The organism is Pseudomonas sp. NPDC087358 (assembly GCF_044900785.1).
Classification (GTDB): domain Bacteria; phylum Pseudomonadota; class Gammaproteobacteria; order Pseudomonadales; family Pseudomonadaceae; genus Aquipseudomonas.
Map to the genome: position 1 here is coordinate 110,955 of NZ_JBJDOA010000014.1, position 23,881 is coordinate 134,835.

The window sequence follows — 23,881 nt, forward strand, 5'->3', positions numbered from 1 at the left end:
GCTAGAAGCGAATCCAGTGTGCGGCCTGACAGAAATCAGACCGCGTACGCCAACCTAATCTGGCGCCGTTTGCCCACATGCAAAAAACCAGTGCCACGCTGCTGATTATCGATGACGACGAAGTAGTGCGCGCGAGTCTTGCGGCCTATTTGGAAGACAGTGGGTTCAGCGTCTTGCAGGCCAGCAATGGCCAGCAGGGTCTACAGACCTTCGAGCAAAAAAAGCCTGATCTTGTGATCTGCGACCTGCGCATGCCCCAAGTGGGCGGCCTCGAGCTGATTCGTCAGGTGACCAGTCTCGCCCCGGAAACCCCGGTTATCGTGGTCTCCGGCGCAGGCGTCATGAGCGATGCTGTCGAAGCGTTGCGCCTGGGTGCGGCCGACTACCTGATCAAGCCCCTGGAAGACCTCGCAGTGCTTGAGCACTCGGTCAAGCGGGCGCTGGATCGGGCGCGGCTGTTGCAGGAAAACAAGCTTTACCGCCAGAAGCTGGAGACCGCCAACCGCGAGCTCGAAGCCAGCCTGCACTTGCTGCAAGAGGATCAGGATGCTGGTCGTCAGGTGCAGATGAACATGCTGCCGACCAATCCCTGGGCCATTGACTCGTTCGAATTCGAACACGAAATCATCCCGTCGCTGTATCTGTCGGGGGATTTCGTGGATTACTTCCGCGTCGACGAGCGTCGCGTGGCGTTTTACCTGGCCGATGTGTCAGGGCATGGGGCGTCGTCGGCGTTCATTACCGTGCTGCTGAAGTTCATGACCACGCGTCTGCTGTTCGAATCCAAGCGCGGCGGCACGCTGCCTGAGTTCAAGCCTTCGGAAGTGCTTGGCCATATCAACCGTGGCCTGATCAGCTGCAAGCTGGGCAAGCATGTGACCATGGTGGGTGGAGTCATTGACGAGCAAGCCGGGCAGTTGACCTACAGTGTTGGCGGGCATTTGCCGTTGCCCGTGCTGTACACGCCGACCGAGACCCGATATCTCGAAGGGCGCGGTCTGCCGGTGGGGTTGTTCAACGAGGCGACTTATACAGACCACGTTCTGGATCTGCCCGAGTCCTTTAGTCTGACCCTGCTGTCTGATGGCATTCTGGACCTTCTGCCAGGTGATACACTCAAAGAGAAAGAAGCCAACTTGCCTGAACTGGTCAAGGAGGCGGGCGGCAGCCTGGATGGTCTGCGTCGTAAGTTTGGATTGGCCACGCTCGGGGAGATGCCGGATGATATCGCCTTGTTAGTGTTGAGCAGGAACCTTTAATGAGTACCGGTAGAATCCAGTTTGCCGAGCAAGATGGCACCTTTGTCCTGAAGTTCGTGGGTGAAGTGCGCCTGACTCTCTGCTCGGCGTTGGATGCGACGATTGAACGGATCTTCACCTCGATGAATTTTTCGACCGTGGTGATCGATCTGACAGAAACCCGCAGCATTGACAGCACGACGCTTGGCCTGCTGGCCAAATTGTCGATCCTGTCGCGCCAGAAGGCGGGGCTGCTGCCTACGGTCGTGACCACTCACGAAGACATCACGCGCCTGTTGCAGTCGATGGGCTTCGATCAGGTGTTCAACATCGTCGGTCGGCCGATTCCGCGCCCCGAGACCCTGAGCGATCTGCCTTCGCAGGACCAGTGCGAGGATGTGGTCAAGGCCAAGGTGCTCGAAGCGCACAAGATCCTGATGGGCCTCAACGACTCCAATCGCGAGGCGTTCCGCGATCTGGTGAATGCGCTCGAGCATCAGTAGATAGCATTTCCTGGTTCTACCCGACGTCCAGCCTGCACCCAAATCGCGATTTATTTTTGATGGTTAAGTTCTCGCGCTCGCAAAGCGAGGGCAAGAGCCGATCATTGGTCCGCTTTTGTTTCTGCGAAGACGTCTATGGGTGACCGCAACCACAGACACTCCGCGTCGCCTGTTGGCTGACGCAGAGCGTCACGGGCTGCATTCCCACGCGGAGCGTGGGAACGATCCCTCCATAACGCCGCGTGCTCATGATTCTGGCCGCAGGCCGTGGGAGCTTGGCTTTGATCGCTCCCACGCGCCGCGTGGTAGCACCTCGCCAGACGCTCCGCGTCGCCTGTTGGCTGACCCAGAGCGTTACGGGCTGCATTCCCACGCGGAGCGTGGGAACGATCCCTCCATAACGCCGCGTGCTTATGATTCTGGCCGCAGGCCGTGGGAGCTTGGCTTGCCAGCGATCTGCCGCGAAGCGGCAGTCAACCAGGCAGCTGCAGGGTGTCACGTGCATCGCGTTGGCAGGGTTTGTTGCCGGTGCCCGGCAGATCGTCAGCAAGCCGGACGCCTACGCCCTCCGGGCAGCAGCTGCGGGTGCCGAAATGCCGCATCTCGCGACCTGGTTGGCAAGCCCGCATCGTCGGCGCCCTCAAACGTCAGATAACGCCACGCCCTGGGCCATTGCTCAGACACAAAAAAGGGCGGCACCTGTGAAGGTGCCGCCCTTTTTGCGTTTTACTGCTTGGCGCTGAGCAACGCTTCGAGCTTTTCCTGATCGCGAGCGAACTGACGGATACCTTCGGCCAGTTTCTCGGTGGCCATCGCGTCTTCATTGGACGCCCAGCGGAACTGGCTTTCATTCAACGTCTGACGCGGTTCGCCGCCATTGCCCGGCTTGAGCTTCTGCGCCAGGGTGCCGTTGTCGTCGGCCAGCTTCTGCAGCAGGTCCGTACTGATGGTCAGGCGATCGCAGCCGGCCAGTTCTTCGATCTGGCTCAGGTTGCGGAAGCTGGCGCCCATGACCACGGTCTTGTAGTCATTGGCCTTGTAGTAGTTGTAGATGCGCGTCACGGACTGCACGCCCGGGTCTTCGGCGCCGACGTAATCCTTGCCTTCGGCCTTCTTGTACCAGTCGTAGATGCGGCCCACGAACGGCGAGATCAGGAACACGCCGGCATCGGCGCAAGCCTGGGCCTGGGCGAAGGAAAACAGCAGGGTCAGGTTGCACTGGATGCCGGCCTTCTCGAGCTGCTCGGCGGCCTTGATGCCTTCCCAGGTCGAGGCCAGCTTGATCAGGATGCGCTCGCGGCCGATGTTGAAATCTTCATACAGGCCGACGATGCGTTTAGCGCGATCGACGCAGGCTTGGGTATCGAAAGAGATGCGTGCGTCCACTTCAGTGGAGACGCGGCCCGGTACCACCTTGAGGATTTCACGACCGATGGCGACGGCGAAACGGTCGCTGGCCAGGTTGATGTCGCCTTTGCTGCCGCTGAACGCTTCTTTGAGGCGCTCGGCATTGCTGTCGTTTGAACCGGCCTTGAGCAACAGCGACGGGTTGGTCGTGGCATCAACGGGCTTGAGCTTTTCAATGGCAGCGAAATCGCCGGTATCGGCAACGACGGTAGTGAACTGTTTGAGTTGTTCCAGCTTGGAAGTCATGAGCGTGCTCTGTCCTGTGGGTTAGATGACATTACCCGAGCGCCGCCGGTCACTCAAGGGCGTAAACCGCAGCGGACCGGCTGATTCAGAGGCCTGCGTTTGCGCAAACAGCATACCCGTGCCTGAGCCACAGACCGTGTGAAACTTGACCGTTGGCAGGGTCAGCGCGGTTGATGGTTGCCGGTTCCCGAGGAGGGCGGATACTCGATCCAGACAGGTTGGAGCCTGGATCAGGCAGGTTGTTCCCGGCAGTGTCGTCTATTGTGCTGATGACCGACTCAGCCGCGAGAACCCATCACCATGAAGAAACTGATCAATGACCCGCTTCACGTCGTCGACGAGATGCTGCAGGGGAGTGTCCTGGCCGATCACCGGCTGGCTTTGCTGGAAGGTGAAGACATCCTCGTGCGCCGGGACTTCCAGGCACTGAGCGCCAGCGGCAAAGTCAGCCTGGTGTCCGGCGGCGGGGCCGGACACGAACCGGCCCATGGCGGCTATGTCGGAAGCGGCATGCTCACCGCTGCGGTGGCCGGGGCGGTCTTCACTTCACCCAGCGTTGACGCCGTACTCAGCGCGATCATGACGGTCGCAGGAGCTGCGGGGGTGTTGCTGATCGTGAAGAACTACACCGGGGATCGCCTCAATTTCGGACTGGCTGCCGAAATCGCCAGGGCCGCAGGGGTTGAGGTCGACATGCTGGTGGTCGGCGACGACGTGGCGCTGGACGATGACGGTGGCCGGGTGGGGCGGCGCGGGATCGCCGGCACTGTGTTCATTCACAAGGTCGCGGGCGCTGCGGCAGAGGCCGGTTTGTCCCTGGCGCAGGTCAAGGCAGAGGCGCAACGGGCCGCCGCCGGTCTGTTCAGCATGGGGCTGGGGCTCAGCGCCTGTACCGTGCCCGCCGCCGGAAAGCCCGGTTTCACCCTGGCAGACGATGAAGTGGAATACGGCCTGGGGATCCACGGCGAAAGCGGTGTACGGCGTGGCCCGATTCAGCGGGCCGATGACATGGTCAAGGTGTTGCTGGAGCGCATTATCGCTCAAGGCCAGTTCAAGCCCGGCGAGCGTGTCGCACTGATGGTCAACAATCTGGGCGGCACCGCGGTGCAGGAGCTGGACATTGTCGCTCGTAAAGCGCTGTTGGAATGTGCCGACCAGGGGCTGAAAGTCGAGGCGGTGATGGTGGGCACCTTCCTCACCGCTCTGGAAATGGCGGGTTGTTCCCTGTCGATGCTGCGACTCGACGACTCCCTGCTCGCTCGCCTCAACGCGCCCGCTGGCGCCACGGCCTGGAAAGGCATGACCGTTCCCGCAACGGCGGTGTCCAGACTGCCTCGGGCGGCGACAGCCGAGCAGCACGATATTCAGGGTCAGTCGTGGCCGCAGGCCAATGCCTTGATCTTCGAGAAGGTCTTGCAGGCGGTGAGCCAAGCGCTGCAACAGAACGAGCAGGTACTCACCGAACTGGATTCGGTGGTCGGCGACGGCGATATCGGCATCAGCCTTGCGCGTGGAGCACGGGCCATGGATGACGCGCTGGGAACTCTGGCCCTTGACCGGCCGGGCGTCGCACTGCAGCAGCTTTCCGGGATCCTGCGCCGGGTTCTGGGAGGGACCTCCGGGCCGCTGTACGCGGTATTTGTGCTGCGCGCCGGGGTTGCACTGTCGGCCAGCGTCGAGCCTGGTGCCGTCAAGGCATGGGCCCAGGCACTGCAGGCAGGTTGCGACGGCATGGTCAAACTGGGCGGTGCCAGCGCCGGTGATCGCACCATGATTGATGCCTTGCTACCGGCGGTGGCCGCTCTCAGCGCACAGGCTGGAGACGTTGCACCGCGGGTTGCCGCGCTTGAAGTGGCCATTGCCGCTCAAACAGGTGCTCAGGCCACCTGCAACATGCTGCCGCGCAAGGGCCGCTCGTCCTATATCGGCGAGCGCGCGCTGGGGCATGTCGATCCTGGCGCATTCGCGGTGGGCATCTGGACCCGCGCCATCGCTTCAGCGCTGCAAAACTGAAATCCAGAGGGGCAGGCAAGACCAGGGAACAGGAATAGTCATTGGCTTACACGCACTGAGGCGAACTCGACCTATGAACTGAAACATTTGCGGGTTAACTTGGATCCATCAGCTGAAGCGCAGGAACCGCTTCAGAGATCAAGGATGATCAGCCATTGCGCGGAGCGCTGCCGACAGGATGTTGGAATGGCCTTGAATGAAAAAACGACCCGCTTCGGCGGGTTTTTTTATGCCTGAACGTCAGGCCCGTGCGCGTTGCCGTGCCGTGTGGCGCCCAGAGCAACGGTTCAACCCAAGGGTGCGCCTGCATCATGCCGTTCTGGCGCGTCCCGATCATTCAGCGGAGGGGCTGGCGCAGGCGCTGTCGATTTCCTTGAGCAGCCTGGCCTGCTCAAACACCTGCAAGTGCACCCGGCAGGTCCCGTCTGTCGGGATGCTGAGGCTTACACTGTTGGCCGCGACGCCGGTCTGTACGTCGCCTTGTTGATTGATGCTGGAGGTCCCGTTCGCGCTGCTCTGGCGCACCGTCATGCGGTACTGCAGGGTAAGTGGGGCGGGGTTTTCGATGCGCGGACGAATGATCACCATGGCGCCGTTGCGCTGGGCATCGATCAATACCGTCAATTGGGAAAAGTCCATCACAGGGTTTACCTCTGCGTTGCGCTGGCGCTCATGTGATCACCGTACTGCGTGACCGAAACAGTGCCACCGAACCCGGCCTGATTGACCGTGGCCTGGTTGGACTGTCCGTACTGCCCGACGAAGGCCTGGTTGTAGGTGCCGTTCTGCACGACGTTGGCCGAGTTGTCGTTGCCATGCTGCGCCACGCCGGTCTGGTTGTTGTTGCCGGACTGGCTGACCTGTACGCCATTGGCCGAACCGTTCTGCTGCGCGGTGATGCTGTTGTTGGCCCCGCTCTGGTTGATGCTCGCCTGATTGCGATTGCCGACCTGAGTCTGGGCGATACGCTGCGTGGCGCCGCCTTGATCGACGCGGGTCCTGTTGTATGAGCCGATCTGCGAAATCGTGGCCACGCTGTTGCCCACGGTGATGTCGGCATAACGTGCTTCGCGCAGCAGATCGGCGGCCAGGCACAGGGGGCTGCCGAGCAACAGGGCCAGGGCCATCCATCCATATTTATTATTGTTGAGTGACATTCTTGTCTCCATTGGGAAGCAGCTGTTTGTCCGCTTCGGCCATCGGTAAGGTGGACATTTGCTCGTCGTAGCTCTGCAGGTAGCTTTGCAACAACGGCTTGTTCAGATCGGCCGGGTTTTTCAGGTTCCAGCTACCCTCGCGGGCCCCTTGGGCGATCATGTGGATCAACGCGGTCTCGATGGCTTCGCGCACGCATTGCTGCACCGGCTCGTTGCGCGACAGGCCGGTCTCGACCTCCAGCAGATGCTTGAGCGAGACAAAGCGGAAGATGCCGAAGTCGACCTGTATCGAGAACACCGTCTTGGTGGTGGTGATGCTCTGGATGATGTCGCCGGTACGGATATCCACCGCCCGCAGGTTGACCGTCACCTGATCCTGGCGATACAGCTCCGAAGGTCCGATACCCAGGTAACGAACACCGATGCCGCCGGTTCTGACGTTGCTTTCATAGGCGACGATGGCGCCTTCGATAATCATGTTGGCAGGACGCAATGCAGGCAGTTGAACCTGTGCCTGGTCTTGCGGTTGCTCCAGCGCACGGATGATCTTGCGTTCGGTGAGCAGGTCCTGCAGGTTTTCCCGTTCGACCGGTTTGAACCAGCGCGAATCACGCAGGGCCGTGATCAGCAGGGACGCGGCGCCTTGGGTCACCGAGGTCGAAAACGAGCTATCGGGCGACGGTTTGTATTGACCGGTCTGATCGCGCAGCCCGTACACCGCGACACTGATGGGCCCAGCAGGGGCCGGCAGGTGGGTCAGGTCACGCAGGCTCTGGGTAGGAGGCGACAGCGTGGCCGGGGAAATGGTCGCTGCGGGACGGGAAGTGGTACAGCCGGCGACTAACATTACGGCAGATAAAATCAATGATAACGAACGGATGTACATGCTTTCTCTTCCTGCAAAGAAAACCCCGCCGAGGGACCGGCGGGGTAAGGCATCTTAGTGTTGGTAGATCGCTGCCACGTTGCCGCTGCCGCCAGTCTGGGTGACGTTGGCGGTCATGTTGTTGCCGGTCTGGGTCAGGCCGACGACGTTGGCGGCCAGGAACCCGCCGTTGCCGCTCTGGCTGACCACTGCGCGGTTGTTGTTGCCGTTCTGCAGCAGGGTCTCTTCGTTCAGGCTGCCGGTCTGGTTGCTGGAGGCGTAGTTGTTGTTGCCACGTTGTTGCACGTCCGCGCTCAGCGTGCTGCCATTCTGATAAAGACTGGCGGTGTTGAAGTCGCCGCGTTGTTTGGCGCTGGCCGAGCTGTAGCTGGTGCCGGTCTGCTGAATGGAGCCCAAGTTGTTGTTGCCGGTCTGCTGCAGGTTGGCGGTCACCAGATTATGGTTGTACTGCTGCGACACGGAACCGGTGTTGCCATTGCCTGCCTGGGCCACGCCGCCGGTGACTGTGTTGTTATTGTTCTGCTGCGAGACGCCGGCCAGGTTGTAGCTGCCCGACTGAGTGATGCTCGCGCCGATGATGGTGCTGTTGCCGCTCTGCGAAGTGCTGGCGGTGTTATTGCTGCCGCCGCCCTGGGTGATGCTGGCGCTGGTGCGGCTGTTGCCATCCTGGCCAATGGTTGCAGTGCTGTAGCTGCCCGACTGGTCCAGTGTCGCCACTTGTCCCAGAGGGCTGCCGCCGCCAGTCTGGCTGATGGCTGCGGTGTTGTTGTTGCCGGCCTGTTTGGCCGCGGCGCTGTTATAGAAACCGTCCTGATTGATGTTCAGGGTGCTGTTGGTCGCGGTCTGACTGACGGGCGTACCGGCGGAAAAGAAGCCAGGCAAACTGCCGGCGTTGTTGCGACCGCCATTCTGGTTGATGTTGACGGTAGAGCCGGACGCGCCTTGCTGGTCAACGTTCAGAATGTTGCTGGAGCCGTCTTGAGCGGTGTTGACAGTGCTGTTGTCAGCCATGGCCGCGCCAGACATTGCGACCAGAACAGCGAGCGACAGAAGGGATTTACGTGCGTACATGTTGATCTTCCTTTTTCAGTTTTTTTGTACTTTAGGTTGGGTGTTGCAATAAGTTTTTACAGCGGGTACTACGGTTGATTCACTTGAAACTGGGTGGTCTGGCCAGTGTTCTTGTCCGTGGTGACAATCTGCAGCAGACCGCCTTGAAGATTGGTGATCGCGATACGGAAGTCTGTGGTTTCAACAATCCCCGGGACCAGTTGGCCGTTGGCGCCAACGATGCTGGACGTCACCGCCGACGACACTCGGCTGAGAATGGCGCTCTGCAACATGCTGTTGAATTGGGTGAGCGCGGTCTGACCGGATGCCGAAGAGGACGACGACTTTTCAGTGAAGTGGTTCTGCGCCTGGGCCTGGTTCAACAGCACCGGGCCGTTCAACGGGTTGCCACCGAATGAAGGGTTATTGGGGACATAAGCCAGCTCACTGGCGTTTGCGCTCATGAATACGCCGGCCACTAGCGCCAGGCCCACTACTGCCAGAGACATACGCTGCATATCGATACCTTTCATAGCTCATCGCGTCCCAGGTCCGGGTCGCCAAAGAATTGTGCGAGTTGATAGTCGAGAATCGCCTGATACACCTGGGCCGCCGCATCGGCACCGATAGCGGGAATCAATGTGCGGTTGGGGGGCAGAAACATCTGGAACAGGCGACGGTTCCCATAATCGACAAACACCTGACTGCCCAGGCGCGCGGTGGGGCGCTCACTGATCGCCACGGTGAAAGTCCCTTCTTCATCCTTGTCGCGCCAGGCACTGGCGAAACTGTCATAAAATGCCCGGCCCGCCAGGGTCATGGTCTGGCCAATTACAATCCCGCCCACGTCGCGGCGATTAAGCGTTCGATGTTGATCAACCGTTGGCGAAGTGTTCACGCTCGGTTGAGCAGACAGGCTCGACGCCACGCAAAGTTGCAGAAACAAGACACTTAATGCTCGTGAATTCGTCATGTTTGTAAGGTCGTTGTTACAGATGTGGTTATTGTTATATCTCAATAATTCCTCTTTGCCATTACAAAACTAAAAATTAATTTAGTTATTTATTGGCGCCAATTTGTAGCAGTCCAAGTTGGATTTTTCGATAGATTGCCAATCAAATCTGATGCAAAACACTGGCGTCAAAATCTTACATTGACGTTATTCTATGTTCTAATCGGGTTTTAACGCGCTCAAGTCAGCGGGCAGGCGGTATCATGGCGTCAATATTCCCTCAGGCGTAGATAACGGGCGCCATTGCAGTCAGTTATTTATGGTTCATGCCGGTACTGGCCTGGCACTCGACTCGACATCATCGGTTCGGCCCGCAAAGTCATAAAGTTGGCCTGTAGTGAATCTTGGGATTAACGGGTCAGGGTGGATGTGTTTGAAAGTTATTTTTCCGTCTGTGCGCTGTTTGATAGTCGATAGTGCTTCAAAGTGTTAGTTCAGAATTGACACTTCACTATCCGGGCTTTTTGAAAACAGCGGCACCGATCAGCAGTTGTTCGCCAGTCTGCGGTGATCGGACAGCCTGGCTCGGCTACAGCTTGATGACCCAAGCTGCTAGACTACGCGCCCATTACGACTGACCCGCCCGACCGCCCACATGTTGCCAATCCCTGCTCCCGCTACCGCCAGCCAGCCAGCCGAACCGTCGCGGCGCTTTTCCGTGGCCCCCATGATGGACTGGACTGACCGCCATTGCCGGTTCTTCCTGCGCCTGCTGTCGAAGAATGCGCTGCTGTACACCGAGATGGTCACCACCGGCGCCTTGCTGCATGGCGACAGTGAGCGCTTTTTGCGTCACGACCAGAACGAACATCCCCTGGCGCTGCAACTGGGTGGCAGCAATGCGGCGGATCTGGCCGCCAGCGCCCGTCTGGCACAGGCGGCAGGTTACGACGAGGTCAACCTCAATGTGGGCTGCCCCAGTGATCGGGTGCAGAACAACATGATCGGCGCGGTGCTGATGGGCCACCCGCAACTGGTCGCCGATTGCGTCAAGGCCATGCGCGACGCGGTGTCGATCCCGGTGACGGTCAAGCACCGCATCGGCATCAACGGCCGCGACAGCTACGAACAGTTGTGTGAATTCGTCGGCACGGTGCGTGACGCCGGCTGCACCAGCTTCACCGTGCACGCCCGTATCGCCATTCTTGAAGGCCTGTCGCCCAAGGAGAACCGTGACATTCCTCCGTTGCGCTATGAAGTCGCGGCACGGCTCAAGGAGGACTTCCCGGATCTGCAGTTCATCCTCAACGGTGGCATCAAGACCCTGGAGCAATGCCAGGAACACCTGAAGACCTTCGACGGTGTAATGCTGGGCCGCGAGGCGTATCACAACCCGTACCTGCTGGCCGAAGTGGATCGCGAACTGTTCGGCGGCAGCGAGCCCGCGATCACTCGATCACAGTCGCTGGCACAGCTGCGACCCTACGTAGAGGCACACCTGCGCGACGGCGGCTCGATGCACCACATCACCCGCCACGTGCTGGGCCTTGGCACCGGCTTCCCCGGCGCACGCAAATTCCGTCAGTTGCTCTCGGTGGACATCCACAAGACCGACGACCCGCTAGGGCTGCTGGACAAGGCGGGGGAGTTGCTGGAGGGGCGGTGAGTCAGCCCTTCTCCACCAAGGTCAACAGCGCGTTGGAAAACAATGCTTCTAGCGAATGCGCGCAGACGGGGGGCTCTGATCAGGGACCGGGCGCTACCACTTGGCGCGTGGACGTTGCCGTGTATGGAACACGCCCAGAATCTGCAGGCGGTTACCGCTCAGGCGGTAGGGGATCAGGTAGGACCAGCCAGGCACCACCCATTCGCGCGTGTTCTTGACCCGACCTTCGCGACCAATGGACGGAAATAAAGCCAGTTTCTCTACGCTGGCAAAGATGGCGTCTGAAAAATCGTCAGCCGCTGCGGGGTTTTCGAGAGCAATATAGCTGGCTTCGTCTTCCAGGTTCTTGAGGGCGATTTCGAGCCATTCAACCCGCATCCCGACCCCAGCGCCGGGCCCGGATTGCCGCTACCTGCTCATCGCTGGCGAACCTGCCTTCGTCTGCTTGCTTAACGGCGAGTTCGATTTGTGCAGTGAGATGAGTTTCGTGCTCGATGTAATCCCGAAGAATATCCATCGCCAGGTAGCTTGCGCTTTGGCCGTTGTTTTTGGCGAGCTCGGCAAGGGAATTCGACATGTCTTCCGGCAGATTCAGGGATATTCCGGGCATTGTTCAGCCTCGACTTGTGAAGTAGACAGCGGCCATCTTACACCGACACATGCCCCGGCGAATCCACAGGTTGTCGCCGGATATTGGATCAAGGCCTGCACCCGTTCTGTTGGCGTTGGCCGCTTGTAAGCAAATCAGCCTCAACGCTGGCGGCGCTGCCTGCTCAGCGCGGTCTGAGGGGCCAACCGTCAGTTTTTGGCGCACGGCAGTGCGGGTAGTTCCCATCCATCATCGGCCCCACAACCGCCTCATGAGACTCTGAGCCAAGCTGTCGGTCACGAGTGTGCTGGGCCTTGGCACCGGCTTCCCCGGCGCACGCAAATTCCGTCAGTTGCTCTCGGTGGACATCCACAAGACCGACGACCCGCTAGGGCTGCTGGACAAGGCGGGGGAGTTGCTGGAGGGGCGTTGAGTCAGCCTGCCAGTACATCCCAGAAAACATCTGGCCGCAAGGCTGCGATATGCAGCAAAGAGCGAGCGGCTCCAGAGGGTGCGCGGCGGCCTTGCTCCCATTCCTGCAGCGTGCGGACAGATACTCCCAGCAGTTCCGCAAACCTTGGCTGGGAAAGCCCGGTCTTGCTTCGCGCTTCGGCGGCCTCGGTTACCTGGACGTGATGGACTGCGCCATGCCGTCCGGCTTTCACGTCCTGGATTGACTGCAGAAGTTCTTCCCCCAGGTTGCGTTTGGCGTCACGTTCGATCAATTCGTTTTCAGTCAGGGGCATGATTAAGCTCCTTGGCGATTTTGCGCAGCACATGCGCAGGTATGTTTTCGGTAGCGCCTTTGCCGTAGATCAGCAATGCCACCAGCGCACCGCTTGCAAGCTGGGCGGTATAGATAACTCTTACAGCGCCACTCTTGCCTTTGCCTTCGGTACTCCAGCGAACCTTCCGGCAGCCATCCGAGCCGGGTATCACAGCACCAGCATCCGGATTGTTCGCAAGCTAGGACATGAACGCACCACGTTCTGCTTCAGTCCAGTAGTCAGGCCATAGCCTGGAAAATAGAGGGGATTCGATGATCGTCAGCATGGCGCGACGATACGTCTTTGACGTATGGCAGGCAACGTCTTGTGCGTCGCGCTTCTCGTGCCGCTCAGTGAGTCCGGCCTGCAGGCGGTGGCGTCTTCAATCGCCCCGCCAGCAACCCATCGGCTATCGACTTTTCAGCGCCGTCCGCTTCGCGTGCTCACATCCACCCACACGGCCAGCACCAGGATGCTGCCCTTGACGATCATCTGCCAGTAGCTGTCGACGTCGAGCATCGACATGCCGTTGTCCAGGCTGGTGATGACCAGTGCGCCAAGCAGCGCGCCGTAGACCGTGCCGGAGCCTCCGCGCATGGAGGTGCCGCCGATGAAGCACGCGGCGATGGCGTCAAGTTCGCCCATGTTGCCGGCGGACGGCGACCCCGCCGCCAGGCGCGCGGTGTTGACCAGCCCGGCCAGGGCGCACATTACCCCCATGATGCCGAAGATCCACAGCTTCACCGCCTGTACGTTGATCCCCGACAGACGCGTGGCTTCCATGTTGCTGCCCACCGAATAGATGCGCCGGCCGAACACGGTCTGGCTGGTGATGTAGCTGAACACGCCCAGCAACACCAACAGCAGCAACACCGGTACCGGAATGCCGTCGTAGCTGTTGAGGGTATAGACGAAACCGGCGAGTACCGCGCCGATCGCCACCACGCGCAGTGCATCGCGCGCCAGCGAGTGCGCGATCAGGCCATGCAAGGCGCGGTTGTGGCGCTGGCGCCAGGTCAGGAACAGGGTCAACGCGAACAGCAGCACGCCAAGCGTCACGCCGACCAGTGGCGGCAGGTATCCCTGACCGACATAGACCAACTCGGGGGAAACCGGGGCGATGGTGGTGCCGCCGGTGATGCCCAGCAGGATGCCGCGAAACGCCAGCATGCCGCCCAGGCCGACGATGAATGAAGGAATGCGCAGGTAGGCGGTCATGCAGCCGTTGGCCAGGCCGATCAACAGCCCGCACAGCGCCACCAGCGCAAGATTCAGCGGCAGCGGCAGGTGATAGACCACGTCGAGAATCGCGGCAACGCCGCCCAGCAATCCAAGCAACGAGCCCACCGACAGATCGATCTCGCCACTGATGATCACCAACACCATGCCGCAGGCCAAAATCCCGGTGATGGACATCTGCCGCAGCAGGTTGGACAGGTTGCGCGGGGTCAGGAAGCCGCCTTCGGTCTGCCAGCTGAAAAACAGCCAGATCAGGCCAATGGCGATCACCAGCGCGAGCATCTTGTAGCGTGTGAACAATTGTTTGACCTGATTCATTGACGCGCTGCTCCCACAACACCTGGCCGATTTTTATTGTCATGTCCGTCGCCCTGGCTGAGGGCGGCGGCGAGTACCTGTTCCTGGGTCAGGTCCTGATTGATGAAGTCGCCGCGCAACCGGCCTTCGCCGATCACCAGCACACGGTCGGAAACGCCCAGCACTTCGGCCAGCTCCGAGGACACCATGATGATCGACACGCCGCTGGCCGCCAGCGCGCCCATCAGTTTGTAGATCTCGTACTTGGCGCCGACATCAACGCCGCGGGTGGGCTCATCGAGAATCAGCACCCGGGGGCGGGTCAGCAGCATTTTTGCCAGCACCGCCTTTTGCTGATTGCCACCCGAGAGGCTGGTGATGGGCAAAAACGGGCTTGCGGTTTTCAGGTGCATGCGCGCGATTTCCTTATCGATACTGCCCAGTTCCGCTTCGGCGTCGATGCGCGTGAGGTGCGAAAAACTGTCGAGCACTGCCAGGGTGATATTCTGGCCGACCCCCAGGTCCGGAATGATGCCCTGACGCTTGCGGTCTTCCGGCACCATGCACACGCCAGCGCGGATTGATTTGAGCGGGGTGCGCGTGTCAATCATCTGGCCATCGAGCCAGACTTCACCTTCGTGGCGTCCCGGATAGGCGCCGAACAGCGCTGACACCAATTCCGTGCGACCGGCGCCGACCAGCCCGGCGATGCCGAGGATCTCGCCGCGCCTGAGCACGAACGAAATGTCGTCCACGCGCTTGCGCCTGGGGTTATCGACGTCGTAGCAGGTGACATGGCGCGCCTCGAAAATCACCTCGCCGACAGCGTGCGGCTCGGTGGGATAGAGGTTGCTCATTTCACGACCGACCATCTGCGTGATGATCCTGGGGATGTCCATCTCGGCCATGGCCGTGGTCGCGATGTGTTTGCCGTCGCGGATCACCGAAATGGTGTCGCAGACCGCCGCCACTTCATCGAGTTTGTGCGAAATGTAGACGCAGGCCACGCCCTTGGCCTTGAGGTCGCGGATGATGTCCAGCAACACCTCGATTTCCGAACGGGTCAGGGCCGAGGAGGGCTCGTCGAGAATCAGCAGGCGCGCCTGTTTGTTCAGGGCCTTGGCGATCTCCACCAGTTGCTGGTAACCGCCGCCATATTGCGAAACCGGCAGCGAGACATTCATGTCCGGCACTTTGAGTTCGCGCATCAGGGCTTCGGCGCGGTGGATCATCGCCGGGTAATTCATGCGGCCGCCGGGCAGGGTCAGTTCGTGGCCCATGAAGATGTTTTCGGCCACCGACAGGTCGGGGACCAGGGTCAGTTCCTGATGGATGATGACGATCCCGGCGGCTTCGGTTTCGCTGATGGACTGGGCCTTGAGCAGCTGACCGTCCCAGAGGATTTCACCGTCCCAGGTGCCGTAGGGGTAGACCGCCGAGAGCACTTTCATCAGCGTCGATTTGCCGGCGCCGTTCTCGCCACACAGACCCACGCACTCACCGGGCCGGACCTTTATATCGATGCCGTTGAGGGCCTTCACGCCGCCAAAGGATTTAACGATGCCGTTCATTTGCAGCAGGTAATCGGACATTGCGGGGTATTCCAGATAACGCGGACCCGTAGCAGTCCGGCTTGCCGGCGGTGACATTCTTGGTATCGCCACCGCCGGCACGCCGGACTGCTACGGATCGGTTTAGCCTTTGATTTCACCGATGCAGGCAGCCCGTCCAGCGCTGATCATTTCCCGGCAATCTGATCCTTGGTGTAGAACCCGTCCTTCTCCAACAGATCGATGTTGTCCTTGGTCAAGGGGGTCGGGGTCAGGAGGATGGTGTCGACCTTTTTCGTGCCGTTGTCATATTGCGAACTGAACGCCGGTTTCTCATTGCGCGCCAGTTGCACTGAGAGCTTGGCCGCTTGCGAGGCGATCAGTTTCAGCGGCTTGTAGACGGTCATGGTCTGGGTGCCGTCGATCACCCGCTTGACCGCAGCCAGGTCCGCATCCTGACCCGAGATGGGGACTTTGCCGGCCAGTTTCTGCGCGGCCAGCGCCTGGATCGCGCCACCGGCGGTGGCGTCGTTGGAGGCAACAATGCCGTCGATCTTGTTGCCGTTCTTGGTCAGGGCGTTTTCGACGATGCTCAGCGCTTCGGTCGGGTTCCATTCCTTGACCCATTGCTGGCCGACAATCTTGATGTCGCCTTTGTCGATGGCCGGCTGCAGCACCTTCATCTGGCCCTCGCGCAGCACTTTGGCGTTGTTGTCGGTCGGCGCGCCGCCGAGCAGGAAGTAATTGCCCTTGGGTTGAGCCTTCAACACGCCTGAGGCCTGCATCTCGCCGACTTTTTCGTTATCGAAGGAAATATAGGCATCGATGTCGGCGTTCAGAATCAGCCGGTCATAGGAGACCACCTTGATCCCGGCTTTCTTGGCTTCGGCGACGGCGTTGGTCAGCACGGTGGCGTTGAACGGCACGATGACAATCACGTCGACGCCGCGGGAGATGAGGTTTTCAATCTGCGAAATCTGTTTCTGCTCGTTGGCGTCGGCCGACTGGACGAAGACTTTGGCGTCCATCTTCTCGGCGGCCGCGACGAAGTAGTCGCGGTCCCGTGACCAGCGCTCCAGGCGCAAGTCGTCGATGGAAAAGCCGATTTTCGGATGTGCCGAATCGGCCATCACCGGCAGGCTGAGCAGGGCCAGAGCGCTGGCAAGCAAGGTGGTTTTCAGGTTCTTCATTGTGGTGCGTCCTTTTATTGTTGTTTAGAGGCACTTCCTGAGCGTGTTCGTGTAGCCGGTGAAACTGTAGATACTCGCCGGGCGTGGCGAGCAACGAATTGTCGCGAGAATGTAACCGCCGTGGATTGGCAAAAACGCCGTTGTGGGACCCGGCTTGCTGGCGAGTGCGTCGGGTCAGTCGCTGATGCGGGTGACTGACACACCTTTTTCGCCAGCAAGCCGGCTCCCACCGTTTGATCAGGCCATGGAGCTTGGTCTTATGGATAAATGAATCGGTTCACCACCCCCTCGAGCATTTCCTGTCGGCCACTGACCGCCTGTGGGTCGAACTCATGATCCAGCGCGTGCTGGGCCAGCGACTGGAGGCTGAAATCGCCGGACAGCACGGCCTGGCCGAATGGCTGGTCCCAGCCGGCGTAGCGCTGGGCCTTGAACTGGCCGAGCACATCGTTCTGGATCATCGCGGCCGCACGCTCAAGGGCCAGCGCCAGCACATCCATGGCTGCGACATGACCGTAAAACAGGTCCACTTCATCCAGGCTCTGACGACGCACCTTGGAATCGAAATTGAAACCACCGTTCTTGAATCCGCCGGCCTTGAGGATCTCGTACGTGGCCAGGGTCAGCTCTTCGACGCTGTTGGGGAATTGATCGGTGTCCCAGCCGTTCTGCGGATCGCCGCGGTTGGCGTCGATGCTGCCAAAGATGCCCAGGGAGGCGGCCGTGGCGATTTCATGATGGAAGCTGTGGCCGGCGAGGGTGGCGTGGTTGGCCTCGATATTGACCTTGATCTCCTTCTCCAGCCCGAACTGCTGCAGGAAACCGAACACCGTGGCGCTGTCGTAATCGTACTGGTGCTTGGTCGGCTCCTGTGGCTTGGGCTCGATCAGCAGGTCGCCCTTGAAGCCGATCTTGTGTTTGTGCTCCACCACCATGCGCATGAAGCGCCCCAGCTGTTCGCGCTCACGCTTGAGGTCGGTGTTGAGCAGCGTTTCGTAGCCTTCACGGCCGCCCCACAGCACGTAGTTGGCACCGTTGAGGCGCTGGGTGGCGTTCATCGCGTTGAACACCTGGGCTGCGGCGAAGGCGAATACCTGCGGGTCCGGATTGCTCGCCGCGCCGGCGGCAAAGCGCGGGTTGCTGAAGCAGTTGGCGGTGCCCCACAGCAGCTGGATACCGCTGTGCTCCTGATGGCGTTCGAGCTCATCAACCATGTGCGCAAAGTTGTGGGTGTATTCCTTGAGGCTCGCACCCTCCGGCGCCACGTCGGTGTCGTGGAAGCTGTAGTAATCGATGCCCAGCTTGGAAAAGAACTCGAACGCGGCGTCGGCCTTCAGACGCGCCACGTCCAGCGCATCGCCAGGTTTGATCCACGGACGCTTGAAGGTGCCGACGCCGAACATGTCGGCACCCGGCCAGACGAAGGTGTGCCAGTAGCAGGCGGCCATGCGCAGGTGCTCGCGCATCGGTTTGCCGAGAATGACTTTGTCGGCATCGTAGTGGCGAAAGGCAAGAGGCGATTGGCTCTCGGGGCCTTCGTAGCGAATCTTGTCGATGTCGGGGAAGCAGGGCATCGGGGTTTCCTTATTCTTCTGGGCTGTGTCCCGATACTAGCAACGGCCTTGCTATGCAAAATTATGAAAATCACCAAGTCGGTGTTCGATTTTGAGTATTGAGATTCGCCCTGAGCAGGCCTAGTCTGTGCCCACCTGGTTACAGGTTCGGGGAAAAAAACAATGAAAACCGTCCCGCCCGTTCACCGTATCGCGCTGCTGTTCAACGGCGGCAAGATCTACGATCGCGGCATCATCACTGGCATCGGCAATTACCTGAGCAGCACGCGCGCATCCTGGGATCTGTTCCTTGAGGAGGATTTCCTCTGCCGTCTCAAAGGCATCGAGCGCTGGCAGGGCGACGGCATCATTGCCGACTTCGACGACCCGCTGATTGGCCAGGCACTGGCCGGCAGCAAATTGCCGGTGGTGGCGGTGGGCGGATCGTACGCAGACGAGCGCGACTATCCGCAGCACATTCCCTACGTGGCCACCGACAACGTTGCCCTGATCAAGCTGGCCTACCAGCACCTGATCGAAGCCGGTCTGACCCGTTTCGCCTGCTTCAGCCTCCCTGAAGCGCAGAGCAATCGTTGGGCCCAGGAGCGGGAAAAAGCCTTTCGTCGACTGTTGAAGCGCGATGGCCTGCAGGGTGAGGTCTATCGCGGCCTGAGTACCAGCGCGCCGTTGTGGGACAGCGCCGTGGAGCAGCAGATCGCCTGGTTGCACAGCCTGCCCAAACCCATCGGTATCATTGCGGTCAGCGATGCGCGCGCCCGGCAGCTGCTGCAGGCATGCCTGACGGCAGGCATCGCGGTGCCGGAGCAGGTGGCGTTGATCGGCATCGACAACGATCCACTGACCCGCACCTTGACCCGTGTGCCGTTGAGTTCGGTGATCCAGGGCACGCAAAGCATGGGCCGGATGGCCGCGCACCTGCTGCACCAGATGCTCCACGGCATGCCCTCGACCACCCAGCAGATCCTGGTGCCGCCCGAGGCGATCAACGTGCAGGCGTCCAGTCTGCATCAGCCGCTGGGCAATCCGTACGTGATGCAGGCCCTGCACTTCATTCGTCAGTACGCCTGCCAGGGCATCAAGACCGCGCAAGTGGCGGGCTATGTCGGCATATCGCGCTCATCGCTGGAATCGCATTTTCGCAAGGAGCGTGGCTGCAGCGTCCATGACGAGATCCTGCGCTTCAAACTGGCCGCTGCTGCGCTGCGGCTGGAACAGTCCGATTCGGCCATCGCCGACATTGCGCAAAATTGCGGCTTCAAATCGGCGCAGTACCTGCACACCGTATTTCGCCGCGAGTTCGGCTGCACGCCGCGCCAATACCAGCACGATGCTGGCGCGCCGGTTCATTGATTAATCTTCGGGGCGCTACCTCTCGGGGCGCACCTGTACAGAACAACGACAACATCACAGGAGTCATCGATGCATCCGATTCGTTTAGGGCTGGTGGGTTACGGCAAGATCGCTCAGGACCAGCATGTACCGGCGATCCGCGCCAACCCGCAGTTCGAGCTGGTGGCCGTCGCCACGCTGGGCCCGCACTGCCCGGGCGTCGCCAACTTCGGCTCGCTGGCCGAGCTGTTGGCCGAAGGTCCGCAGGTCGACGCCATCGCCTTCTGCACCCCGCCCCAGGGCCGCTTCGCGCTGGTTCGGCAAGCGCTGCAAGCCGGCAAGCATGTATTGGTGGAAAAACCACCGTGCTCAACGCTGGGCGAAGCCATGTCGCTGATCGAACACGTGCAGCAGGCCGGCGTCAGCGGCTTGTTCGCCTGGCATTCGCGTTTTGCGCCCGGCGTCTTCAACGCAAAACAGTGGCTGGCGGGCAAGACCCTGAAACAGGTGCGCGTCGACTGGAAGGAGCAGGTGCGCAAGTGGCATCCGGGGCAGACCTGGATCTGGCAGGCGGGGGGGCTGGGGGTGTTCGATCCGGGCATCAACGCCTTGTCCATCGTCACCGATCTGCTGCCAGGCGCCTTGTTCGTCGAGTCCGCCAGCTTGAGCGTGCCGGGCAATTGCCAGTCGCCAATCGCCGCATCCTTGAACATCCTCAGCGCCGAGCAGGTAGAGGTGCTGGCCGAGTTCGATTTCGATCACAGCGACAACGAACTGTGGCGCATCGAGCTGCAGTGTGACGAAGGCATGATGCGTCTGGATGGCGGCGGCGCGCAGGTCAGCATCGATGGCGTGGCGCAGGGCGTATCGGAGGAGGGCGAATACCCGGCGATGTACCGGCATTTTGCGCAGTTGATCGCCGACAAACGCAGCGATCTCGATCTGCAGCCGTTGCGCATCGTCGCCGACAGTTTTTTTGTCGGCAGCAAGCAGACCGTCGCCGAGTTTCATGAGTGAATCGATGAATTGAAGGGCGGCGGGCAAGGCTGTCAGCGGTGGGTCAGGAGTGCGGCGTCGGGGCTGCACTCAGCCACCGGGAGCGGTGCCGATGGCGGCGGATCAGAAATGGCCGACGCCTGCCAGCGCGATTGAAAACGATACGATCAGCATCAGCAGCAGGGTCATGTTGATGGACATGGGGTCGGGCCTTGAAATGAAAGAAGGCGCCATGATCCCTGTCCGGCAGCGGAAAATGAACAGCGGCCAGCGCTATTTTCACTATCGATCACATTGATACATAAGGCTTATCCGCGCACGCCGTGGTCTCTGGGGGGATTCACCCGCCGCTGTCCGATCGTGCCCGACGCTAAATTTGCACCGTCTGCTCACGTCCTGTTTACAACCCATATCGATTACGTGAGCGCCTCCATGTCCACCCTGCACGATCTGACGTCATTGCCACTGCCATCGGGCCGCCCACTGGGCGCCGATCAAACCGATAGTCGTCTGAGCCTGGTGCTGGAGGGGCAACCGTTGATTCAGCTCACGCTGGCGCGCGGCGTTGACCTGCATCTGGCCTTGCAGGATCCGCGCGCCGAGCCTGACGCCCGCGCATTGTGGGCAGCCTGTTACTGGCTGTTCGCCCGCGACGGCGCCTGTCAGCGACTGATCTGGACGCTGGCACAACCCCCTGAACAGGCCCTGCGCAGCGGGCTGCTGATGGCCGATGCGCAGCCGGGTCAATACCGCTGCGAGCGCACCCTGTTCTGGCAACTGCCGCAGCCCTGGCTGGGCGAGTCGTTCAGCGGTGTCTACCCGCAACAGATGGCGATCACCGACGGCAAGCGCCATCCGTTGCGCGCCCCCAAGCCTCGCGGCCAGGTGTACCGGCGCTTCGATGCGCGGCTGGGCGCCTGGGTTTCGCTGCGCACGGTCGAGGTGGAAGGTGATCTTGAGCGCTTCAACCGTTGGCAGAACAACCCCAGGGTTTCGGCGTTCTGGCAGGAAGACGGCAGCTTGCAACAGCACCGCCAATACCTGAGCAAGCTTGAAGCCGACCCTCACACCCTGACCCTGATCGGTTGTTTCGATGATGAGCCGTTTGCCTATTTCGAGGCGTACTGGGCCAGGGAGGACCGCATTGCGCCGTTCTGCGACGCCGGTGATTACGACCGCGGCATTCATATGCTGGTGGGCGAGGAACATCATCGCGGCAGTCACAAAGTGGCCAGCTGGTTGTCGGCGCTGGTGCACTACCTGTTTCTCGATGACCCACGCACCCAGCGCGTGGTCGCCGAGCCGCGTGCCGACAACCAGCGCATGATCGGCCACATGCACAACCAGTGCTTCCACTGTGAAAAGGAGTTCGACTTCCCGCACAAGCGCGCGGCGTTGATGATTCTGGGGCGGGAACGTTTTTTTGATCGCTGCTCCCTGCGTTGAGCAAGGTGGCAGGAGCGGGCTGTTGGTGGATGCCCGGCGTCACTTGGGCAGCCGCCCGGCGAGGGCGGTATACCTGAGTACCGGTGTGATCTTATGCCCGGCGTTGCTCGGCGGCGGCCGGGCGTGCGGCGAAACTGTCGGCGCGGTTGCCCGAGACCTTGCGGCAGTGAACCAGCGCGTCGCGAATCATGAAGTTGACCAGGGTCGGCGACACACCGAGGGTCTTGGCGATGTCCTTTTGCGGTACGCCATGCAAGCGATACATCTCGAAGGCGTAGCGGGTGCGCTCGGGCAGTTCGGTCAGCGCATCGGCAATGGATTCCAGCGCGGAGAAGTTGATGTGCGAGGTCTCCGGTGATGCGCCGTGAATGACCACATTCAATCCCTCTTCTTCAGGCCCCGAGTACTTGAGCTCCAATGCCTGCTTGCGGTAGTGATCAATCGCCAGGTTGCGCACGATCTGGAACAGGTAGCTCAGCTGGGCCTTGAAGGAAGAGGTGATCTGCGGCGCTGACTGCAAACGGAAGAAGGCATCCTGCACGACGTCTTCGGCACGCGATCGGCATCCGGTGATCCGTGCGGCGATCTTGACCAGAATCGTGCGGTTGTCGATGAAGGCTTGCAGAAGTGGTGAGTCGCCCCGGCGTGTGGATAGTTGTTCCGACATGGAAATCACCTTAGTGCGAAGTAGGTAACAGGACCCACTCTCCAAGTGAAGGCGTCCTGCGCAACGTGCAACAAATTATTACCAATGATAATGATTGTCAATTACAAAACGAAATCAGTGAGCTTTCCTGGTGCGCCCGCACAATCCTTGCACCTGGCTGGGACGGATCACCGCGGATTTTCCCGCCCCGGGCCGACTAATTATTCGCCACAGCCATCCGTTCCTTTGTGACAGACCCCCGACACTTGTCGGGGTCCAGGACTGGATCGGGAGAGGAGGGCGACATGGTTTTCGAGCAGGGTGGCCGGGCATGACCACATCCAGCGGGCTTCGTTTGTTCTGCCTTCCGTACTCAGGCGCCAGCGCCATGTTCTACAGCCGTTGGCGCCGTCACTTGCCGCAATGGCTGCACGTGCAGCCGCTGGAGCTGCCGGGGCGTGGCATGCGCATGAACGAACCCTTGCAGCGCGACATGCTGCAACTGGCCAACCAACTGGCCGACGAAATCGGCGCTCAGCTCGATTCCCCCTATGCCTTGTTCGGGCACAGCCTCGGCGGTCTGCTGGCTTACGAGCTGGCGCATGTGCTGCGTCGCCGTGGGCTGCCCGCGCCGCTGGCGTTGTTCACCTCGGCCACGGCCGGCCCTGCACACCGGGATGTCAGCGAATACGTGGTAGAGAAGCCGGACGCAGAACTGCTCTCGCGTCTACGCACCCTGCGCGGCACCTGCGAAGAGGCGCTGGCCAACGCCGATCTGATGACACTGATGCTGCCCATCCTGCGCGCTGATTTTCTGCTCTGCGGCAGCTTCAAGTATGGAAAGCGCGAGCCTCTGCCGCTGCCGATCCATGTCTTCGGCGGCAAGCAGGACGCGGTGCGAGTCGACGAGCTGATCGACTGGCAGGAAGAGACCAGCAGCGGTTTCTCGCTGGACATGTTCGAGGGCCACCACTTCTACCTGATCGATCAGCAGCCCGCGTTGCTGCGCTGTCTGCGGCGCTACTGCGACGAGCATCTGGCGCGCTGGCGCAGCGGCGTTGCCCGACCGCTCGATCAAGCCGCCGGTTAAAGCCGCGCGGGCGCCTTTGTTATCCACTCAATTTTGTTAGCCGACTCCAC

Annotated in this window: 24 protein-coding genes and 1 pseudogene; 10 read left to right on the top strand and 15 right to left on the bottom strand. The window is 60.7% G+C overall.

Annotation, left to right across the window (positions count from 1 at the left end):
- Positions 1-77 precede the first annotated feature (77 nt).
- Together rssB and rssC are read left to right on the top strand one after the other, a co-directional pair.
- Entirely contained in the window at positions 78-1,259 is a 1,182-nt protein-coding gene (gene rssB / locus ACI2KS_RS25460) for a two-component system response regulator RssB (RefSeq protein ID WP_404623780.1), read from the top strand.
- The gene (gene rssC / locus ACI2KS_RS25465; protein ID WP_074749420.1) at positions 1,259-1,741 is read left to right on the top strand and encodes an anti-sigma factor antagonist RssC; all 483 of its coding nucleotides are present in this window, start codon (positions 1,259-1,261) and stop codon (positions 1,739-1,741) included. Before rssB ends, rssC begins: the two co-directional genes overlap by 1 nt.
- 726 nt (positions 1,742-2,467) lie before the next feature.
- Here the strand turns inward: rssC and tal are convergent.
- Complete coding sequence (gene tal, locus ACI2KS_RS25470) at positions 2,468-3,394, bottom strand: transaldolase (RefSeq protein ID WP_404623781.1); 927 nt, start codon at positions 3,392-3,394, stop codon at positions 2,468-2,470.
- Between the two features lie 300 nt (positions 3,395-3,694).
- Here tal and dhaL point away from each other — a divergent pair, with 300 nt between their 5' ends.
- Complete coding sequence (gene dhaL, locus ACI2KS_RS25475) at positions 3,695-5,407, top strand: dihydroxyacetone kinase subunit DhaL (protein ID WP_404623783.1); 1,713 nt, start codon at positions 3,695-3,697, stop codon at positions 5,405-5,407.
- 333 nt (positions 5,408-5,740) lie between these two features.
- Here dhaL and csgH read toward each other — a convergent pair whose 3' ends face one another.
- The 6 genes from csgH to ACI2KS_RS25505 form a co-directional block, all read right to left on the bottom strand.
- On the bottom strand, positions 5,741-6,046 hold the full coding sequence (csgH, locus tag ACI2KS_RS25480; protein ID WP_404623785.1) for a curli-like amyloid fiber formation chaperone CsgH: 306 nt from the start codon (positions 6,044-6,046) through the stop codon (positions 5,741-5,743).
- An 8-nt stretch (positions 6,047-6,054) separates the two neighbouring features.
- Positions 6,055-6,564 carry a curlin-associated protein gene (locus ACI2KS_RS25485; RefSeq protein WP_404623786.1) on the bottom strand — a complete coding sequence of 170 codons (510 nt, stop codon included), beginning with the start codon at positions 6,562-6,564 and terminating at the stop codon, positions 6,055-6,057.
- Entirely contained in the window at positions 6,548-7,450 is a 903-nt protein-coding gene (locus ACI2KS_RS25490) for a CsgG/HfaB family protein (RefSeq protein ID WP_404623787.1), read from the bottom strand. Before ACI2KS_RS25490 ends, ACI2KS_RS25485 begins: the two co-directional genes overlap by 17 nt.
- Positions 7,451-7,504: 54 nt before the next feature.
- Positions 7,505-8,521, bottom strand: a complete 1,017-nt coding sequence (locus tag ACI2KS_RS25495; protein WP_404623788.1) for a hypothetical protein — start codon at positions 8,519-8,521, stop codon at positions 7,505-7,507.
- A 68-nt stretch (positions 8,522-8,589) separates the two neighbouring features.
- Positions 8,590-9,018: a curli assembly protein CsgF gene (locus ACI2KS_RS25500; RefSeq protein ID WP_404623789.1), complete on the bottom strand. Its 429-nt coding sequence runs from the start codon at positions 9,016-9,018 to the stop codon at positions 8,590-8,592.
- Between the two features lie 11 nt (positions 9,019-9,029).
- The gene (locus ACI2KS_RS25505; protein WP_404623791.1) at positions 9,030-9,473 is read right to left on the bottom strand and encodes a CsgE family curli-type amyloid fiber assembly protein; all 444 of its coding nucleotides are present in this window, start codon (positions 9,471-9,473) and stop codon (positions 9,030-9,032) included.
- Between the two features lie 634 nt (positions 9,474-10,107).
- Here ACI2KS_RS25505 and dusA point away from each other — a divergent pair.
- Complete coding sequence (gene dusA, locus ACI2KS_RS25510) at positions 10,108-11,118, top strand: tRNA dihydrouridine(20/20a) synthase DusA (RefSeq protein WP_404623792.1); 1,011 nt, start codon at positions 10,108-10,110, stop codon at positions 11,116-11,118.
- 93 nt (positions 11,119-11,211) lie between these two features.
- Here dusA and ACI2KS_RS25515 read toward each other — a convergent pair whose 3' ends face one another.
- Positions 11,212-11,496, bottom strand: coding sequence for a type II toxin-antitoxin system RelE/ParE family toxin (locus ACI2KS_RS25515; protein ID WP_404623793.1), 285 nt, complete (start codon positions 11,494-11,496; stop codon positions 11,212-11,214).
- Complete coding sequence (locus tag ACI2KS_RS25520; protein WP_404623794.1) at positions 11,486-11,728, bottom strand: CopG family ribbon-helix-helix protein; 243 nt, start codon at positions 11,726-11,728, stop codon at positions 11,486-11,488. The genes ACI2KS_RS25515 and ACI2KS_RS25520 overlap by 11 nt, the downstream gene beginning before the upstream one ends.
- Positions 11,729-12,011: 283 nt before the next feature.
- On the opposite strand from ACI2KS_RS25520, the pseudogene ACI2KS_RS25525 reads away from it, so the two are divergent.
- A pseudogene (locus tag ACI2KS_RS25525) lies at positions 12,012-12,140 on the top strand (tRNA dihydrouridine(20/20a) synthase DusA); the annotation flags it as partial.
- Between the two features lies 1 nt (position 12,141).
- Here ACI2KS_RS25525 and ACI2KS_RS25530 read toward each other — a convergent pair.
- The 5 genes from ACI2KS_RS25530 to xylA form a co-directional block, all read right to left on the bottom strand.
- The gene (locus ACI2KS_RS25530; protein WP_404623795.1) at positions 12,142-12,453 is read right to left on the bottom strand and encodes a helix-turn-helix domain-containing protein; all 312 of its coding nucleotides are present in this window, start codon (positions 12,451-12,453) and stop codon (positions 12,142-12,144) included.
- Positions 12,454-12,894: 441 nt separating this feature from the next.
- Positions 12,895-14,031, bottom strand: a complete 1,137-nt coding sequence (locus tag ACI2KS_RS25535; RefSeq protein WP_404623796.1) for a sugar ABC transporter permease — start codon at positions 14,029-14,031, stop codon at positions 12,895-12,897.
- Complete coding sequence (gene xylG / locus ACI2KS_RS25540) at positions 14,028-15,602, bottom strand: D-xylose ABC transporter ATP-binding protein (protein WP_404623797.1); 1,575 nt, start codon at positions 15,600-15,602, stop codon at positions 14,028-14,030. Before xylG ends, ACI2KS_RS25535 begins: the two co-directional genes overlap by 4 nt.
- A gap of 146 nt (positions 15,603-15,748) precedes the next feature.
- A complete protein-coding gene (xylF, locus tag ACI2KS_RS25545) occupies positions 15,749-16,750 on the bottom strand; it encodes a D-xylose ABC transporter substrate-binding protein (protein ID WP_404623798.1) in 1,002 nt (333 codons plus the stop codon).
- Between the two features lie 257 nt (positions 16,751-17,007).
- Positions 17,008-18,324, bottom strand: a complete 1,317-nt coding sequence (gene xylA, locus ACI2KS_RS25550; protein ID WP_404623799.1) for a xylose isomerase — start codon at positions 18,322-18,324, stop codon at positions 17,008-17,010.
- Positions 18,325-18,486: 162 nt separating this feature from the next.
- Between xylA and ACI2KS_RS25555 the strand changes: the two genes are divergently transcribed.
- The 4 genes from ACI2KS_RS25555 (at position 18,487) to ACI2KS_RS25570 (ending at position 22,095) form a co-directional block, all read left to right on the top strand.
- Positions 18,487-19,674: a XylR family transcriptional regulator gene (locus tag ACI2KS_RS25555; protein WP_404623800.1), complete on the top strand. Its 1,188-nt coding sequence runs from the start codon at positions 18,487-18,489 to the stop codon at positions 19,672-19,674.
- A gap of 69 nt (positions 19,675-19,743) precedes the next feature.
- A complete protein-coding gene (locus ACI2KS_RS25560) occupies positions 19,744-20,670 on the top strand; it encodes a Gfo/Idh/MocA family protein (RefSeq protein WP_404623801.1) in 927 nt (308 codons plus the stop codon).
- A 91-nt stretch (positions 20,671-20,761) separates the two neighbouring features.
- A complete protein-coding gene (locus ACI2KS_RS25565; RefSeq protein ID WP_404623802.1) occupies positions 20,762-20,947 on the top strand; it encodes a hypothetical protein in 186 nt (61 codons plus the stop codon).
- Between the two features lie 134 nt (positions 20,948-21,081).
- Positions 21,082-22,095 (top strand): GNAT family N-acetyltransferase, encoded by a 1,014-nt coding sequence (locus ACI2KS_RS25570; protein ID WP_404623803.1) that lies wholly within the window; start codon positions 21,082-21,084, stop codon positions 22,093-22,095.
- A 91-nt stretch (positions 22,096-22,186) separates the two neighbouring features.
- On the opposite strand, the gene ACI2KS_RS25575 is transcribed toward ACI2KS_RS25570, so the two are convergent.
- Positions 22,187-22,762, bottom strand: coding sequence for an RNA polymerase factor sigma-70 (locus tag ACI2KS_RS25575; protein ID WP_404623804.1), 576 nt, complete (start codon positions 22,760-22,762; stop codon positions 22,187-22,189).
- Positions 22,763-23,072: 310 nt separating this feature from the next.
- Here ACI2KS_RS25575 and ACI2KS_RS25580 point away from each other — a divergent pair, with 310 nt between their 5' ends.
- Entirely contained in the window at positions 23,073-23,831 is a 759-nt protein-coding gene (locus ACI2KS_RS25580; RefSeq protein ID WP_404623806.1) for a thioesterase II family protein, read from the top strand.
- The last annotated feature ends 50 nt before the right edge of the window (positions 23,832-23,881 follow it).